The organism is Nocardia sp. NPDC049526 (genome assembly GCF_044465765.1).
Lineage (GTDB): Bacteria > Actinomycetota > Actinomycetes > Mycobacteriales > Mycobacteriaceae > Nocardia.
Window position 1 is genome coordinate 356,988 of the sequence record NZ_JBITMA010000006.1, and the last position, 14,505, is coordinate 371,492.

Annotated in this window: 16 protein-coding genes; 5 read left to right on the plus strand and 11 right to left on the minus strand. The window is 66.1% G+C overall.

The window, feature by feature from the left end; genetic code table 11:
* Nucleotides 1–69 precede the first annotated feature (69 nt).
* From ACIBW7_RS21390 to ACIBW7_RS21400, 3 genes are all read right to left on the minus strand, one after another.
* The gene (locus ACIBW7_RS21390; RefSeq protein ID WP_397048794.1) at nucleotides 70–468 is read right to left on the minus strand and encodes an SgcJ/EcaC family oxidoreductase; all 399 of its coding nucleotides are present in this window, start codon (nucleotides 466–468) and stop codon (nucleotides 70–72) included.
* Between the two features lie 410 nt (nucleotides 469–878).
* Complete coding sequence (locus tag ACIBW7_RS21395; RefSeq protein ID WP_397048796.1) at nucleotides 879–2,162, minus strand: FAD-dependent monooxygenase; 1,284 nt, start codon at nucleotides 2,160–2,162, stop codon at nucleotides 879–881.
* Between the two features lie 458 nt (nucleotides 2,163–2,620).
* Nucleotides 2,621–3,829, minus strand: coding sequence for an erythromycin esterase family protein (locus ACIBW7_RS21400; RefSeq protein ID WP_397048798.1), 1,209 nt, complete (start codon nucleotides 3,827–3,829; stop codon nucleotides 2,621–2,623).
* A 112-nt stretch (nucleotides 3,830–3,941) separates the two neighbouring features.
* Between ACIBW7_RS21400 and ACIBW7_RS21405 the strand changes: the two genes are divergently transcribed.
* Together ACIBW7_RS21405 and ACIBW7_RS21410 are read left to right on the plus strand one after the other, a co-directional pair.
* Nucleotides 3,942–4,637, plus strand: a complete 696-nt coding sequence (locus ACIBW7_RS21405; protein WP_397049077.1) for a TioE family transcriptional regulator — start codon at nucleotides 3,942–3,944, stop codon at nucleotides 4,635–4,637.
* Between the two features lie 122 nt (nucleotides 4,638–4,759).
* Entirely contained in the window at nucleotides 4,760–5,662 is a 903-nt protein-coding gene (locus ACIBW7_RS21410; protein WP_397048800.1) for an aminoglycoside phosphotransferase family protein, read from the plus strand.
* 55 nt (nucleotides 5,663–5,717) lie between these two features.
* On the opposite strand, the gene ACIBW7_RS21415 is transcribed toward ACIBW7_RS21410, so the two are convergent.
* From ACIBW7_RS21415 to ACIBW7_RS21425, 3 genes are all read right to left on the minus strand, one after another.
* Complete coding sequence (locus ACIBW7_RS21415; protein ID WP_397048802.1) at nucleotides 5,718–6,530, minus strand: alpha/beta fold hydrolase; 813 nt, start codon at nucleotides 6,528–6,530, stop codon at nucleotides 5,718–5,720.
* Nucleotides 6,531–6,817: 287 nt separating this feature from the next.
* Entirely contained in the window at nucleotides 6,818–7,165 is a 348-nt protein-coding gene (locus tag ACIBW7_RS21420; protein WP_397048804.1) for a hypothetical protein, read from the minus strand.
* Complete coding sequence (locus ACIBW7_RS21425) at nucleotides 7,162–7,443, minus strand: hypothetical protein (RefSeq protein WP_397048806.1); 282 nt, start codon at nucleotides 7,441–7,443, stop codon at nucleotides 7,162–7,164. Before ACIBW7_RS21425 ends, ACIBW7_RS21420 begins: the two co-directional genes overlap by 4 nt.
* Nucleotides 7,444–7,664: 221 nt before the next feature.
* On the opposite strand from ACIBW7_RS21425, the gene ACIBW7_RS21430 reads away from it, so the two are divergent.
* Genes ACIBW7_RS21430 through ACIBW7_RS21440 form a run of 3 tightly spaced genes read left to right on the plus strand, consistent with a single transcriptional unit; the run spans nucleotide 7,665 to nucleotide 9,341 of the window.
* On the plus strand, nucleotides 7,665–7,994 hold the full coding sequence (locus ACIBW7_RS21430) for a hypothetical protein (RefSeq protein ID WP_397048808.1): 330 nt from the start codon (nucleotides 7,665–7,667) through the stop codon (nucleotides 7,992–7,994).
* On the plus strand, nucleotides 7,975–8,496 hold the full coding sequence (locus ACIBW7_RS21435) for a DUF6879 family protein (RefSeq protein WP_397048810.1): 522 nt from the start codon (nucleotides 7,975–7,977) through the stop codon (nucleotides 8,494–8,496). Before ACIBW7_RS21430 ends, ACIBW7_RS21435 begins: the two co-directional genes overlap by 20 nt.
* On the plus strand, nucleotides 8,493–9,341 hold the full coding sequence (locus ACIBW7_RS21440) for a helix-turn-helix domain-containing protein (protein ID WP_397048812.1): 849 nt from the start codon (nucleotides 8,493–8,495) through the stop codon (nucleotides 9,339–9,341). Before ACIBW7_RS21435 ends, ACIBW7_RS21440 begins: the two co-directional genes overlap by 4 nt.
* A gap of 171 nt (nucleotides 9,342–9,512) precedes the next feature.
* Here the strand turns inward: ACIBW7_RS21440 and ACIBW7_RS21445 are convergent, their stop codons facing one another.
* From ACIBW7_RS21445 to ACIBW7_RS21465, 5 genes are all read right to left on the minus strand, one after another.
* Nucleotides 9,513–9,944: a group 1 truncated hemoglobin gene (locus ACIBW7_RS21445; RefSeq protein WP_397048814.1), complete on the minus strand. Its 432-nt coding sequence runs from the start codon at nucleotides 9,942–9,944 to the stop codon at nucleotides 9,513–9,515.
* Between the two features lie 196 nt (nucleotides 9,945–10,140).
* Nucleotides 10,141–11,199, minus strand: coding sequence for a CaiB/BaiF CoA transferase family protein (locus tag ACIBW7_RS21450; RefSeq protein ID WP_397048816.1), 1,059 nt, complete (start codon nucleotides 11,197–11,199; stop codon nucleotides 10,141–10,143).
* Between the two features lie 226 nt (nucleotides 11,200–11,425).
* On the minus strand, nucleotides 11,426–12,382 hold the full coding sequence (locus tag ACIBW7_RS21455) for a TIGR03564 family F420-dependent LLM class oxidoreductase (RefSeq protein ID WP_397048818.1): 957 nt from the start codon (nucleotides 12,380–12,382) through the stop codon (nucleotides 11,426–11,428).
* 49 nt (nucleotides 12,383–12,431) lie between these two features.
* Nucleotides 12,432–12,875 carry a cobalamin B12-binding domain-containing protein gene (locus ACIBW7_RS21460; RefSeq protein WP_397048820.1) on the minus strand — a complete coding sequence of 148 codons (444 nt, stop codon included), beginning with the start codon at nucleotides 12,873–12,875 and terminating at the stop codon, nucleotides 12,432–12,434.
* The gene (locus tag ACIBW7_RS21465) at nucleotides 12,875–14,452 is read right to left on the minus strand and encodes a methylmalonyl-CoA mutase family protein (RefSeq protein ID WP_397048822.1); all 1,578 of its coding nucleotides are present in this window, start codon (nucleotides 14,450–14,452) and stop codon (nucleotides 12,875–12,877) included. The genes ACIBW7_RS21460 and ACIBW7_RS21465 overlap by 1 nt, the downstream gene beginning before the upstream one ends.
* Nucleotides 14,453–14,505: the final 53 nt, after the last annotated feature.

Genomic DNA, 14,505 nt, shown 5'->3' on the forward strand with positions numbered 1-14,505 from the left:
TGCGGGTCTGCTCGTTGGAGCCGCCGCCGAGCCCACAGACTCACCGGACCGCCGAATGCCTTTGCGGCACTAGGCCGGGCAGTTGTGGTAGGCGGTGAGCAGCCAGCGGTTGTTTCGGCGGATCAGGGTCCAGGTGGCGATGACCCAGCGGTCGGCGGGCGGTTCGGTTTCGCCTGCCATGAGGACGGCACCGCGGCTGACCACAATGGCGGTGTCGGGGGCGGGGAAACGGACGAGTTGGGGTTCGTCCAGAGTTTTCGAGCCGCGCAGCGGGCCTTCGAAGCCGGCTGCCATCCGGTCTCGGACGGCGTCGCGACCGGAGTTGAAGACGCCGCGCAGGATGGAGGTGGCGTCGGGATCGTAGTCGGCGACGAAGGCGTCGGCGTCGTTGGCGGCCCAGGCGCGGTAGAGGTTGTTCAGGACGTCGAGGACGGCCTCGCGGTCGGTGTGCACTGCGGTGTCGGTCATGGTTTCCTCCTCAGATCATGGCCGCGGTAGGCGGCTCGCAAGTACCTACCGGCGGGCCGTGCCCAATTCATCGCTCGCGGAGTAGAAAAGTTCGGCAGCGCGGGCGCAGGCCGAGGTATTCCGACCGTCCGACCTGCCACCGCGATTGCCCTGAGCCGCAGTCGGTTTCACCGCGCACCGGCCAGCAGCCGTGCCATGCGAAGAGGCCCCTTATCTATCTCGCATCGAAAATTGCGCTGCGCCCGCTGAACTCGCCGTGCTCGCGGGAAATCATGCGGTGCAGGTCCACCCGTAGCCTGGTCGGCGGGAATGTCGTGGCCAGGTGCGACAGCGCACTACGCGGCTACGAGCGGACGTAGTCCGGCGGTGGCCTACCGAAGCGTCGTCCCTCTCGACACGCTATGTGACACCTATGGCTTGGCCGAGGAGGTGATCGGCGGTCCGGCCGGGGCCCCGGAGTCCGGCACCCCTGCGTAGTCGGGCAGCTCGACGCCGTTGATCGCACGCTCGATCAGCTCGAGGTCCCACTCGACGTCGGGCTCGGTGCCCGGCTCGGCCTCCGGCGCGGGGACGGTGAGGCTATGCGCGTGCAACCGGCCGATCTCCTGGTTGGCCTCGACGAACGAGCGCATCCGCCGCTCGTAGCCGGCGAATCCCGCCTCCGGGTCCCATCCGGCGGCGGCCAGCTCTCCGGCCAGCAGGTAGGCGCCGACCAGGGCCAGCCCGGTGCCCTGCCCGGACATCGGTGACGAGCTGAACGCCGCGTCCCCGAGCAGCCCCACCCGTCCGCTCGACCAGCGGTCCATCACCACCTGGGCGACCTGGTCGAGGTAGAAGTCAGGGGTGTCGTCCAGGTGCGCGAGGATGCTCGGGGTCAACCAACCCATCCCGGCCATCCGCTCGCGCAGCAGGCGCTTCTGGGCCGCGACGTCGCGGTAGTCGACGTCGAAGTCCCCCGAGGCGAAGGAGAACATGGCCATCGCCCGGGTGGCATCCTGGATGGGCCGCAGCCCGGCCGAGCGCCCGGACTCCTGGTAATCGATCAGCCAGCGGTCCAGCCCGAACTCGTTGGGCACACTGTAGAAGGCGAGCACGAGCCCGAGATGGCGGACGAACCGCTCGCGCGGCCCGAAGACCATCGCTCGCAGCGCCGAGTGCAGCCCGTCCGCCCCGATCACCAGGTCGAAGCGCCGCCGGTCGCCGCCTTCGAAGGCCACGTCGACCCCGTCCGCGTCCTGGGTGAGCGCGGCGATCCGATCGCCGAAGATGTACTCGACACCGTCGCGGGTGTCGTCGTAGAGCACCTGGGACAGGTCCCCGCGCAGGATCTCGATATCCGCGATGTACCCGTCGCCGCCGTCGTCGTCCACGCGGAAGGTCTCCAGCACGTTCCCGTCCACGTCCACGGTGTGTGCGCCGGCGGTCTCGGTGCGGGCCGCGCGCACCGCCGCGTCCAGCCCCATCCGCCGGATGACCTCCTTGGTCACCCCGCGCGCGTCCACCGCCTGCCCACCGGGACGCAGCTCGGGGGCCCGCTCCACCACGGTCACCTCGGCCCCTCGCCGGTGCAGCCAGTGGGCCAGTGCGGGCCCCGCGATGCTCGCTCCCGACACCAACACCCTGGGACCGCGCACTGCGCCCACTTGCTCACCTGTCCGGACCGTTTGCTCGTGCGCGGGGTTGTCGACGCTCATCGTTGCCTCCATGTGTTTCTTCCCGCGCTGGAACGGTCCCAGCACAGGCCCACCGCTGTCGGTGTATTCAGCGGTATCGACGACGGATCCACCCAGAATTCATCGGTGCAGCCGAGATCGTGTCCACGCTCCTGCGAACACCCTGAACTCGGCAATATAGTTTCGTTCCCGAACGCGCACAGTTGCATTTCAGCGCGTTGTGGAGGCCGAAGTGTTCTCGGCGCGTTGAACTTCGGGTGTTCCGGGTGCCGCTTCGGACAGCACCATATGCGACAGACTCGGACCTCCTGTGCCGCAGCGGATCTCGTCGGGATCGACCGCCCCATAGGCGGCAACAGCGGTGGCCGGTCAGGCAGGGGTCCGGCGGCGTGGTCCGCTTGCGGAGCGACGCCCGCGAACTGCTCGCCTTGATCGAGCGGCTCGAACACAGGCGATGCCCAGACCCGCGTCGAGTGCTGCTACCAGTACTGATGCCGTTTACCGTCGGTGGCGGTGATGAAGATGACCGCGTCGGCGCCGTCTATATCTGCGGGGGCGAGCGGGATGTGGCCGGGCAGGATCGGTTCGCCGGTGCGGATCGCTGGGGGGAGCGCGGCACGCAGGGCCGGTGCCGGGAACAGGGTGCGGCCGGTGGTCGCCTCGGCCAACATGCCCTGGAGGGTGCCGGGATCGCTGTCGGGGTTGGCGTCGGTTGCCAGGAACGCGTAGCGCTCGCCGAGGGTGAGCGCTACGAGCGCTCCAGCGTTTCCCCAGCTCACCTTGTCCTCGCCAACCGACTGCGTGGGTTGCAGGAGGGCATTGTGCGCGAACACCAGGCTCGGCCCGCGTCGCTGCTCCTGGGCAACGATCGCGAGCAGGTTCTCGGCCATCATCTCGGCGCGCACGCTGAGCAGGGTCGCGATGCGATCGGGTGCGGGGTCGGCCATGGCCGCGTGATAGCGCAGCAAGCCCTTGGCGGTGCGCGCGTGCGCGACGACGTGGGCGTAGCCACTCGGGTCGGCACGGTGCAGGCCGGGTGCCGCGCGGCGGAGTGCGCTGGCGAGGTCATCGGCGACGATGCGCAGGGCACGGGCGCGGTCGGAGTCGCCGATGGAGGCTGCCGGGTCGAACATGGCCGCCGGGTTCGTCCAGTCCGTGTCCTCGCCGAGCAGCGTGTCGAGGTCGCGTACTGATTCGGGCCGCTGTACCGCGGGGAGGTAGTCGTTGACCGAGGACAACGCAAGTCGCGGGCTCGGCGCACCGGAGTACTCCGTCGGCGCATCGAAGCCGTGGAAGCGAACCCGATCCTGCGGCGCGCGGCCGGCATTGTGCGCGCGGAGCCATTCGACGAGTTCGCGGTTGCCCGGCACGGCACCGAACCCGTGGCTGAACCCGGTCGCGAGCACCGTGTCGATCTCCGCCGCGGCTCCGGCCACGTAGTCATCGACCACGGACGCGGCAAAGACATCGGTCTCCAACACGATCGACCGGTACCCCCGTTCGACGAGGTGGCCGAGGATTTCGTTGCGCAGCAACGGGAACGCCTCGATCCCGTGTGTCGGCTCGCCGAGGGCGAGCAGGGTCGGCGGCTCGGTCCGCGCGGCGATCAACTCGTCGAGGGCACGGCCCAGGCCGGCCGGGTCGTCGAGTTGGCGGCCGATCCCACGCAGTGATGCGGCAGTAGACATGAACACCCCTTCCTGAAGGAACTACCCTCGACGGTATCGTTGAAGATTCGGGTGAAACTTCCGAAACTTCTACCTGGAGTCCATAGATAAAAGCCTCAATCGGAGGTACAAGCTGCGCCCGATCGACCTCGCCCGGGAACACGGGTTGTCCGCACAGGCGATCCGCAACTACGACGACGCCGGCATCCTCCCGCCGACCGAGCGCAGCGAGACCGGCTACCGGCGCTACACGCCCCTGCACGCGCAAGCCCTGCGCGCCTTCCTCGCGTTACGCGGCGGCCACGGACACCAACAGGCAATGGAGATCATGCGCGCGACCAACCGGGGCGACACCCAGTCCGCCTACCGGCTCATCGATGCCACGCACGTCGGGCTGCTCGCCGAACGCAACACCCGCACCGAGGTCGCGACGGCACTCGACAGCCTGTCCACTATGACACCGCCGCCTGTCAACGGCCGACCGCTGACCGTGGGCGAACTCGCGCGCCGGCTCGGCGTGCACCCTGCGACGCTGCGCACCTGGGAGACCGAGGGCATCCTGCGCCCCGAACGCGACCGGGCAACGGGCTACCGCGAATACGGACCGGGTTGCGTGCGCGACGCCGAGATCGCACGACAACTGCGCCGAGGCGGGTACCTGCTGCACCAGGTCGCGCAGTTCATCGAGTCGCTGCGCGAGGCGGGCGGGGCGGACGCGCTGAGCGCCTTCCTCGACTCCTGGCAGGACCGGCTCACCACGCGCAGCCGCAACCTTCTCGCCGGCGCGGCCCAGCTCGACGCGTACCTCGCCCTGCTCGATCAGACGTAGTGAGGGCGACCGCCCGCAGTCGGGCCATCGGCTTTGCTCGCTCGAATTACTGGATCGCGGCGTTACGGAATATCCAGGCTTACAGTGCGTCCCGGCTGCCTCGGCGTAAATAGAGTCGTCTCATGATCGAGATCCCGGAGGCCTTCGCTCGGATCAAGTCCGCCGGCGAAGGGGAACGCGGGCGCGCTTGGATCGCCGCCCTGCCCGGCCTGGTGGACGAGCTGCTGCAACGCTGGTCGTGTACACCGACGGGACCGGTGATGCATGGCCAAGTCGGGATCGTTGTGCCGGTGCGGTGCCGTGAACTGCCGCCCGCGGTCATCAAGGTGTCGTTCCCGCACCCCGGCAATGTCCACGAACCGGATGCGTACGCGACCTGGAACGGTCAAGGCGCAGCACATCTATTCGCGCGTGACGACGACAACTTCGCGATGCTGCTGGAAAGGGCGTCGCACTGCACACTTGCCACCGTCACCGACCACGAGCAAGCCCTCACCATCCAGGGCGGACTGTCCCACCGGCTGGCTATCGCCGCACCACCCGGACTACCGAAACTGTCCGACCAGGTCGATCGCTGGGAACACGAGATCCTTTCCACCGCAACGACCTTCGGTCATCCGCTGCCGCGCACGGTCCTCGACGCCGCCGTTGCTACCCTGCGCGAGCTCGGTCCCGACCAACCCGACATCCTCGTGCACGGAGACCTGCACGACGCCAACATCTTGGCCTCCGATCGCGAACCCTGGCTCGCGATCGACCCCAAGACCTTCGTCGGAGACCCGGCGCACGACGCCCTCAATGTGATCCGCAGCCCCCGCTTCGACGACCTGCTCCGCTCCTCGAATATGCGGCCGACGGTGCTCCGTCTCCTCGATATCTATTGCGATGCAGCCCAAATCGACACCGACCGGGTACTTCGCTGGACTCAGGTCGGAGCAGTTCGGGAAGCGATGTGGGGGCGGCGGCACGGCGACCCCGAATGGCTCGTCGACGCCACCGACCAACTCGCCCGAGCGCTCACCTGAATGCCCGATCCCCCGCCGATACACGGTGTGCAGACTCGGTTTCGGCCGTCTCGTTCTATGCCGAGCGATGCTCCTGGACGCGGCGAAGCCATTCGGTGACGAGTGCCTCGACGAGGTCGCCCTGCTCGTGTGGCAGCGCGTGCCCGGCGCGGTCCAGCACCGCGAACGTGGCGCGGGGATAGTGCTCGACGAGATCCCATTGGCCTGCGTATCCCATTGAGGAATCCTGGCGCCCGGCGATGATGAGGGTTGGCCTGGGGTACGGGGGTCCGTCCTCGGGACCAGGGCTCAGCCGCCAGCGTTCGCCGATCCGCGCCATCGCGCCCTGGTCGGCCAGGGGGACGGCGGGGGCCACATAACGCTGGTACCGCTCCTGCATGGCGGGTGTGTGCACGACAAAGTAGTCCTCGAATTCGGTGCGATCGTCCACGCCCAGAACTTCGCCGAGGTCACCTGCGGCGTGCACTACCCGGTGGGCGGGGATGTCACGCGGGTCCTCGATCAGGGGGCAGATGACGGCCAGCCCGCTCACCTGATCACGGCGCCTGTTCGCGACCGCCCTGGCGAAATAGCCGCCTGCGGAATGACCGATAACCAGCAAGTCCCGATCACCGATCACCACGTCGATCAACCCGAGGACGAGCTCGACCACATCGTCGGAGCTGTTGATCGTTTCCGGCGCCGGAGTGCGCCCCATACCCGGGAGATCCAGATAAATGCGCCGATAGTCAGGCATGTCACCGAAGATCGGCTCCATCGCCGCGACCATCTCGCGATGATCCACCCCGGAACCGTGCATCATCAAGATCGGAGTCCCGTTGCCGTGTTCGACGTAATACACGGAAACACCGTCAACGTTGCACTCCATATCGACACCCTAGTCAGCTGGAAGCGGCAGCAGAGCGCGGTCGCGACGAGCCCCAGGGCCGAGCGCCTAGGCGCGGCAGTCAGATTCCGAGATTCGCGATCATCCAGTTGCCGCATCGTGGTCACTCCTAGAGATCTCCCTCGTCGCATACATCGGCTTGCCGACGAAGCGGCGCGAACCCTTGCCCATCTCCAGCCGCACAGTCCACCAGTTCTTCCCGTCCAGACCTGGTCCCTCTACGCGAACCGTCATCGTTTGGTGTCGCCTCCTTCTCAGCGTCATTGCTGCTAGCAGGTTTCTGCCTCGCCTACATCGACAAACCGGAACGGTGCAGGTGGCGCGTACGTTTCCGGTGGTGTCACGGTGTTGATCTCGCACACCCGGACCAGTTCGCCTGGAACATCTCCGCCGAGATGTTCCAGGCTGGGTGTGATCACCGCGTCTACGTCCATCCGCCGCACGACATCGAGCAACCGGCTCACCGGGAAGTCGGTGTGCGCGCCGAACGTCACGGTCTTGGCGAGTTCGTAGCCGAGTCGCTTTGCGCGACTGCGGATCTGGATTTCGTCCCACGCTTGCGAGACACCGGAAACGTCCGTCCGCAGGTATCCGATCGCGGTTGGTCGTTGCCTCATCGGATCACCCCGCTCACAGTGATGTCGTGCCTGCGTACGTAATCCCGGTAAGCAGGCTTCTGGATAATCGCGCGGCCGTGAGTCGTGATCCAGTACGCGGCCGGGGTCCTGCTGGTGCCGGACAACAGACCGTCGTAGGACAGCCGGGTCACGATCGCGCGTGCCCGGGAAGGATTGAGACCCGTTGCGCTGCACAGCTCTCGCACGGTCAGTGCCTCTGCGGGCTTCAACCCTGCGAGTACCCCGAGCACCTTGGCTTGCGGTTCGGTAAGCGGCACCCGTTACCCCCTGGTCGTCGTTGGCAAGCACCCGACACCGGGGTGCTTCACCCGATGCCGCGTGCCTGTACAAGGACGTTAGAGAGCCCCCGGGTGGACTGCGACGAGTGAGCACAACTGTGCTCAGATTCATCTACCAGCCCACAAACTGGACTGAGCCACGGAATTATGTACATAGCACGGGAAACCTCGTGCTTATAAACCAGGAAGGGGGCAGGACGATGCGCTTGCAGTTCCTCGGCAAAGGTGGTTCGGACGTTGGAGGGTGCCCGACGCTGTATGCCACCGACCAAGACTCGTATCTCGTCCAGGGGTGGGAGACAGCCACACCGGAAACCATCGAAATCCCGCACCTGCTAACGGGTTTCGCTCAAGCCGATACATTCATCGGTGCCACCATGACGGACACGGGCAGGGGTACCTTCACCCTCACCGGTCGACCGGTCACCGACCCGGAGACGCTGGCTCAGCTCGACTTTGCCCCCAATGAGATGGCGATCGAAGTTCCGAAGATCAGGAGGACGTTCTACGGTGATCTACCTTCCGCATGATCCGCCGGATTGGGTAACCCTGTTTCGCGGTTGCAAGGCCGAAGCGTTCCATCTCGAAGTACGGGACGCCTACGCCGTGCCGACCGAGTCGGATCGGTTTCGCCGGTTCCTCGCCGGAGAGCCCGCGTTGCCGGATGAGCACAAGGACCGATGGAACGATCTCATTCGGGAGACGATTGGCCGGGGTGTGACGGTGAGCCGGGTACGTGTGGTCACGGTCCCACACACTGATTATCACCGTTGGCTGCTCTCGGTGACCGACACCAACACCGAAGCGGGCGAGGATATCCGTTACGTGCCTCGGCATCTCGCCGCGGAAGTACCCCCGGATGACTGGTGGCTTATCGACAACGAGCGGGTTGTCTACAACCTCGTAAACGAGCAAGGGAAGCCAGCGGGTTTGGCTGTGACCACCGATCCGGGAATCGTCGGCTACTCCCGAAGTGTGAAAGAACGACTGTGGGGGCTGGCGACCCCGTACGCGGAGTATGTCAACCAGTGACGAGCAGCGTTCACGACGCGCGGGAAGCTCTCGGGGCACGTCTTCGGGAGCTTCGCCGCACAGCTGGACTCACCAATCGGAAGCTCGCCCAGTTGTCCGGCTGGCACGAGTCGAAGGTGTCCAAGATCGAATACGGCCGGATCAAACCGTCCGATGAGGACCTACGGGCCTACTGCCAGCACGCCAATGCCAGTGACCAACTTCCCGACCTGTTGGCCACGCTGCACAACATCGAGGTTGCATACCTCGAATGGCGGAAGATCCTCGGAACCGGGCTGAAGCGTCGGCAACAGAAGTCGCTGAAGCTCGAAGCGGAAACAACTCACATCCGCGACTATCAACCGCAGATCATTCCCGGCCTTTTGCAGACGGCCGGGTACGCCGAGGCCAAGCTACGCCGGGGTATCGAGTTCCACCAGGTACCCGATGACGTCGACGAAGCTGTATCGAAGCGAATGGAACGGCAACGGATCCTGTACCAGCGCAACCACCTGTTCCACTTCCTGATTGCTGAGCAAGCGCTCTACACCACCGTCGGCACCGATACCGTCATGATCGGCCAACTCGACCGGCTAGCCTCCATCCTCGGAATGCCCAGGGTCATTATCGGCATCGTTCCGGCCACGGCCGAGGCCCTGGTGGTTTCCACCAACTTCGCCATGTTCGACAACCGAATGGTCATGGTGGAAGGGACAGCCGCAGAGCTGACCATCACGCAGCCGCGCGAGATAGCGACCTACGGCCGCGCATTCAAAACCCTTGCCGGACAGTCTGTTACCGGTGAGGCCGCACGAAAGTTGATCGCGGCGGCACTCAACGAACGATGCAGACGGCCACCGGAATGACGAAAGCGCCGCTGCCAGTTCGCACAGGACAAGACCCTAGCGTTTGGGTTGCGGGCTGATGAGTTCGGCGGCGAAGGAGTCGAAGTGTTCCCGGCCAGGTACGAGCATTGCGATCCCGAGCGCCTACCTCTCGTGCTCGCCGAGCCCGGGCTGCGGTCAACGGCGGCAGGGTCAGCGCGATGACTCGGCGGCCGAGCCGGAGGCGATGTCGTCGGCCAGCGGGGCAATAGCCCCGATGATCTGTTCCACCAGCGCCGTCGGCACCCCGGCTGCGGTCAGCGCATCGGTCAGATGTCCGGCGACGAGGTTGAAATGGTGCATCGCGATGCCACGGCCCTGATGGACCTGCTTCATCGGGGCGCCGGTGTAGGGGCCGGGGCCACCGAGCGCAGCGGAGAAGAACTCGACCTGACGCCCCTGCAACCGAGACATGTTCGTACCGGTGAAGAACGGCGCCAACTGGTCGTCGGCAAGGACGCGGACGTAGAAGTCCTCGACTACCGCCTCGAGCGCCTCCTGTCCCCCGATCTGCTCGTAGATCGTGTCGGGCTCGGCGACCGTGGCCGCCCCGGACTTGGACTTGAACCATGACTTGATATCCATGCATTCAGGACAGCACCGGTCGGTTTCCGTCCCGTTAGTCGGCTGTCGCAGCCCGTTTTCCTTTCGTGGCCAATATATTTCACGGAACTCACACCAGGCTGCCGCACCTGTGAGCAATATTTCGAACCTGACTCGTCCTGCGGAAACCGTACAAACTCTGCGTGCCAACTCCGGCACCGCCAGCCCAGCGGCACGCCTACACCTCGTGCTCGCCGAGCACCGGCGGCGGACCGTATTGCGGCTGGTATCCGGCGATCCGGATCGGACTGCCGATCAGCCGGTAATCGCCTACGGTGACGATGGTTTCGGGGGTGGCGGCAAGCGCCTCGGGCAGAGTGCGGACTGCGGCCGCCGGGATGCCGAGTGGGCGCAGGCGAGATTCCCAGCCGGCAGCGGTATCGGTGGCCAGGGCGGCGGTTACCGCGGCGAGTACGTCGTCGCGGTGCGCGGCCCGCTCGGCCATCGTCTGGAATCCGTCGACACCGGCCTCGGCGGCGAAAACCTTCCAGAATCCGTCGTGGGTGATGAACAGTGCCAGATGGCCATCCGCCGTCGGAAAGAGCTGTGCTGGAACGTAATACGAATGTGCGCCGAACTTTCGGCGTTGCGGCTGTTTGCCGTCGTTGAGATAGGCCGACGCATGGTAGTTCAGCTGCGAGAGCATCACCTCGTACAGCGAGACGTCCACCTGCCCGCCGCGGCCGGAGACGATCTGGGCGAGCAGGCCGAGCGCGGCGGTGAGGCCGGTCGAGTTGTCCGCCGACGAATATCCCGGCAAGGTGGGCGGCCCCAGCGGATCGCCCGTCATCGCGGCGATGCCCGTCGCCGCCTGGATCACATAGTCGAAGGCGGGGTCGTCACCGCCGTCCAAGCCGAAGCCCGTGATCGCCACACACACGATCCGCTCGTTGAATTGCCGCAGCGACTCGTAGGTCAGGCCGAGCCGCCGGATCGCCGACGGCTTCAAATTCACCAGCAGCGCATGCGATTCCGCGACGAGTTCGGCCAGCCGACGCTGTCCGGCGGGGCTGGTCAATTCGAGTCGGATACTGCGCTTGCCGCGATTGAGGCTGGCGAAATAGGAGTCGCCGACCTGCCGCGAGATCTCCCCGTTCGACGGTTCGATCTTGGTCACCTCGGCACCGAGATCGGCGAGCATCATCGTGGCGTAGGGACCGGCGAGCATGGTGCCGACCTCGAGTACCCGGATCCCCGCCAGCGGCCCCGCGGACCCGCCGGAAACCGGTCGGCTCACGACTGCGCCTCGCTGACACTCGGCTTCGTCGTGCGCGATTGCGCGCTGTGTTGATGGTTCACTCGCTGACGCTCGCTCACGACTGCGCCTCGCTGACACCCGGCTCCGTCATGCGCCATTGCGCGCTGTGTTGATGGTTCACTCGCTGACGCTCGCTCACGACTGCGCCTCGCTGACACCCGGCTCCGTCATGCGCCATTGCGCGCTGTATTGATGGTTCACTCGCTCACCGCAATTCCTTCGCCAGTTCGGCGATCATCTCCCGGGTGCGGCGCTTGGAGGCGATGAGTTCGTCGCGAGTGTCGCCGATGGGCAGCAGCCGCACCGACAGATCCGTGGCGCCGGCGTCGGCGAAGCGGCGCAGTCCCGCCGCGATCGCCCGCTCGTCGCCCGCGACGCAGATATCCCCGATATCGCGGGCCGAACCCTGTTCCAGCAGTCGCTGATAGTTGGGCGAGACCTCGGCCTCGCCCAGAATCCGGTTGGCCCGCGCCTTGGCCTCGTCGACCTCCGACGGCGAGCACAGGCACACCGGTAGCCCGGCGATGATGCGTGGTGCGGGCCGCCCGGCAGCGGCGGCGGCCTTGGTGATTTTCGGGACGACATGGTCGGCCACCGCGCGCTCGTCGGCCATCCACAAAATGGTGCCGTCGGCCTGTTCCCCGGCGATGCGCAACATGACCGGTCCGAGTGCGGCGATCAGCACCGGCACCGGCGCTACCGGGCCGAGGTCGAGCGGATTGTGCACGGTGAAGGTGTCGTTTTCGATATCGACCTGGCCGGGCCCGCGCAGACCGGCATTCAATACGTCCAGGTAGTCGCGGGTGTAGGCCGCCGGTTTCGTATAGGGCAGCCCGAGCATGTCCTGCACGATCCAGTGATGCGAGGGGCCGACACCGAGTGCGAGCCGCCCACCGGCCGCAGCCTGCGCCGAAAGCGCTTGGCGGGCAAGGGCGATCGGATGCTGTGCCTGCAATGGCACGACCGCGGTGCCCAATTCGATGCGGGTGGTCTTCATACCCATCAGCGCGATGGTGATCAGCGCGTCGAAATCGGTGGGTATCTGTGGAATCCAGGCGGTGTCCAGTCCCGCGGATTCGGCCCATTCGATATCGTCGAGCATCCTGCTGAGCTTGCGCGCGGAGTCCCCCTTCTCCGGCCCGATCATCACTCCGATTCGCACGAATTCCTCCAGTTTCCAAGCTCTTTCAGATGACTGCGGCCGCTCAGGATCACGACGGCGTCGAGGTTTCGGTCTCGGGGACGGCAGGCGGCGGAGCCGACGGGGTGGGTGTGGTCAGCGCGCGGATCTCGGTGACCAGCGTCTCCAGCGCGGTACCGGTCGGAAAGACCGCCGCCGCACCGGCTTCCAGCAGTCGCGGCACATCCGCCTGCGGGATGGTGCCGCCGACCACCACCGCGATATCCCCGGCGCCGGCGGCCCGTAGCGCGTCCACGACGCGCGTCGTCATCGACACGTGTGCGCCGGACAGGATGCTCAAACCGACCACGGCGACGTCTTCCTGCAACGCGATCGACACGATGTCCTCCACGCGCTGACGGATGCCGGTGTAGATGACCTCGAACCCGGCATCGCGCAGGGTGCGGGCGACGATCTTGGCGCCGCGGTCGTGACCGTCCAACCCCGGCTTGGCGACGAGTACGCGTGCCGGCATCAGAACACCACCGGCTGCTGGAATTCGCCCCACACCGATTTCAGTGCGGCGGTCATCTCGCCGACCGTGCAGTACGCGTTGGCGCAGTCGATCAGATTGTGCATCAGGTTTTCGTCTCCTTCGGCGGCATGCGACAAAGCGGTGAGACAGGCACGCACCGCAGCGGGATCTCGTTCGGCCTTCACCCGAGCCAGGCGCTCGAGCTGCAATTCCCGCCCCGTGGCATCGAGTTCGTAGGTGCCGATATCGGGTGCGGGCTCGTCGGAGACGAATCGATTCACCCCGACCACCGGACGCGAACCCGACTCCACCTCCTGATGCAGCCGATAGGCCTCGTCGGCGATCAGCCCCTGCAGATATCCGTCCTCGATGCAGCGCACCATGCCGCCGTGCTGTTCCAGATCGGTCATGATCTCGACGATGCGGGCCTCGGTGGCGTCGGTGAGCGCCTCGACGAAGTAGGACCCGCCGAGCGGATCGGCCACCCGCGTCACACCGGTCTCGTAGGCGAGGATCTGCTGGGTGCGCAGCGCCAGCGTCGCCGACTCCTCGCTCGGCAGCGCGAACGGTTCGTCCCACGCCGCGGTGAACATCGACTGCACCCCGCCGAGCACCGAAGCCATCGATTCGTAGGCGACTCGCACCAGATTGTTCTGGGCCTGCGGCGCGTAGAGCGACGCGCCGCCGGCGACACAGCCGAACCGGAACATCGCCGCCTTATCCGTGCTCGCGCCGTAGCGCTCGCGCACCAGGGTGGCCCAACGACGCCGACCCGCACGGTATTTCGCGATCTCCTCGAAAAAGTCGCCGTGGGTGTAGAAGAAAAACGAGATCTGCGGCGCGAATTGATCGATCGTCATCCGGCCGCGTTCCACCACGGTGTCGCAGTAGGTCACGCCGTCGGCGAGGGTGAAGGCCATCTCCTGCACCGCCGTCGCCCCGGCGTCGCGGAAGTGCGCACCCGCCACCGAGATCGCATTGAACCGCGGCACCTCGGCCGCGCAGAACTCGATGGTGTCGGCGATCAACCGCAGCGACGGTTCCGGCGGCCAGATCCAGGTGCCACGCGAGGCGTATTCCTTGAGGATGTCGTTCTGGATGGTGCCCGTGAGCTTTTCCCGCGGCACGCCCTTTTTCTCGGCGGCGGCCACATAGAACGCCAACAGGATCGCGGCGGTGCCGTTGATGGTGAAGCTGGTGCTGATCTTGTCGAGCGGGATGCCGTCGAAGAGCACCTCGGCGTCGGCGAGCGTGTCGACGGCGACGCCGACCCGGCCGACTTCCTCGCTCACCTCGGGATCGTCGGAGTCGTAGCCGCACTGCGTCGGCAGATCCAATGCCACCGACAATCCGGTGCCGCCCTGGTCGAGCAGATACCGGTAGCGCCGGTTGGATTCCTCCGCGGTGCCGAAGCCCGAGTACTGCCGGAACGTCCACAACCGACCCCGGTAGCCGGAGGCGAAGTTGCCACGCGTGAACGGATACGCGCCCGGCTGGGGCGGATCGGCACGCCGGTCTTCCGGTCCGTAGACCGGCTCGAGCGGGATACCGGACGAGGTCTGCACTTGGTCGTTCATCAGTGAATACGCTACTTGCCAAAAAAGAGAATGCCAATACCATCTGAAGCGAG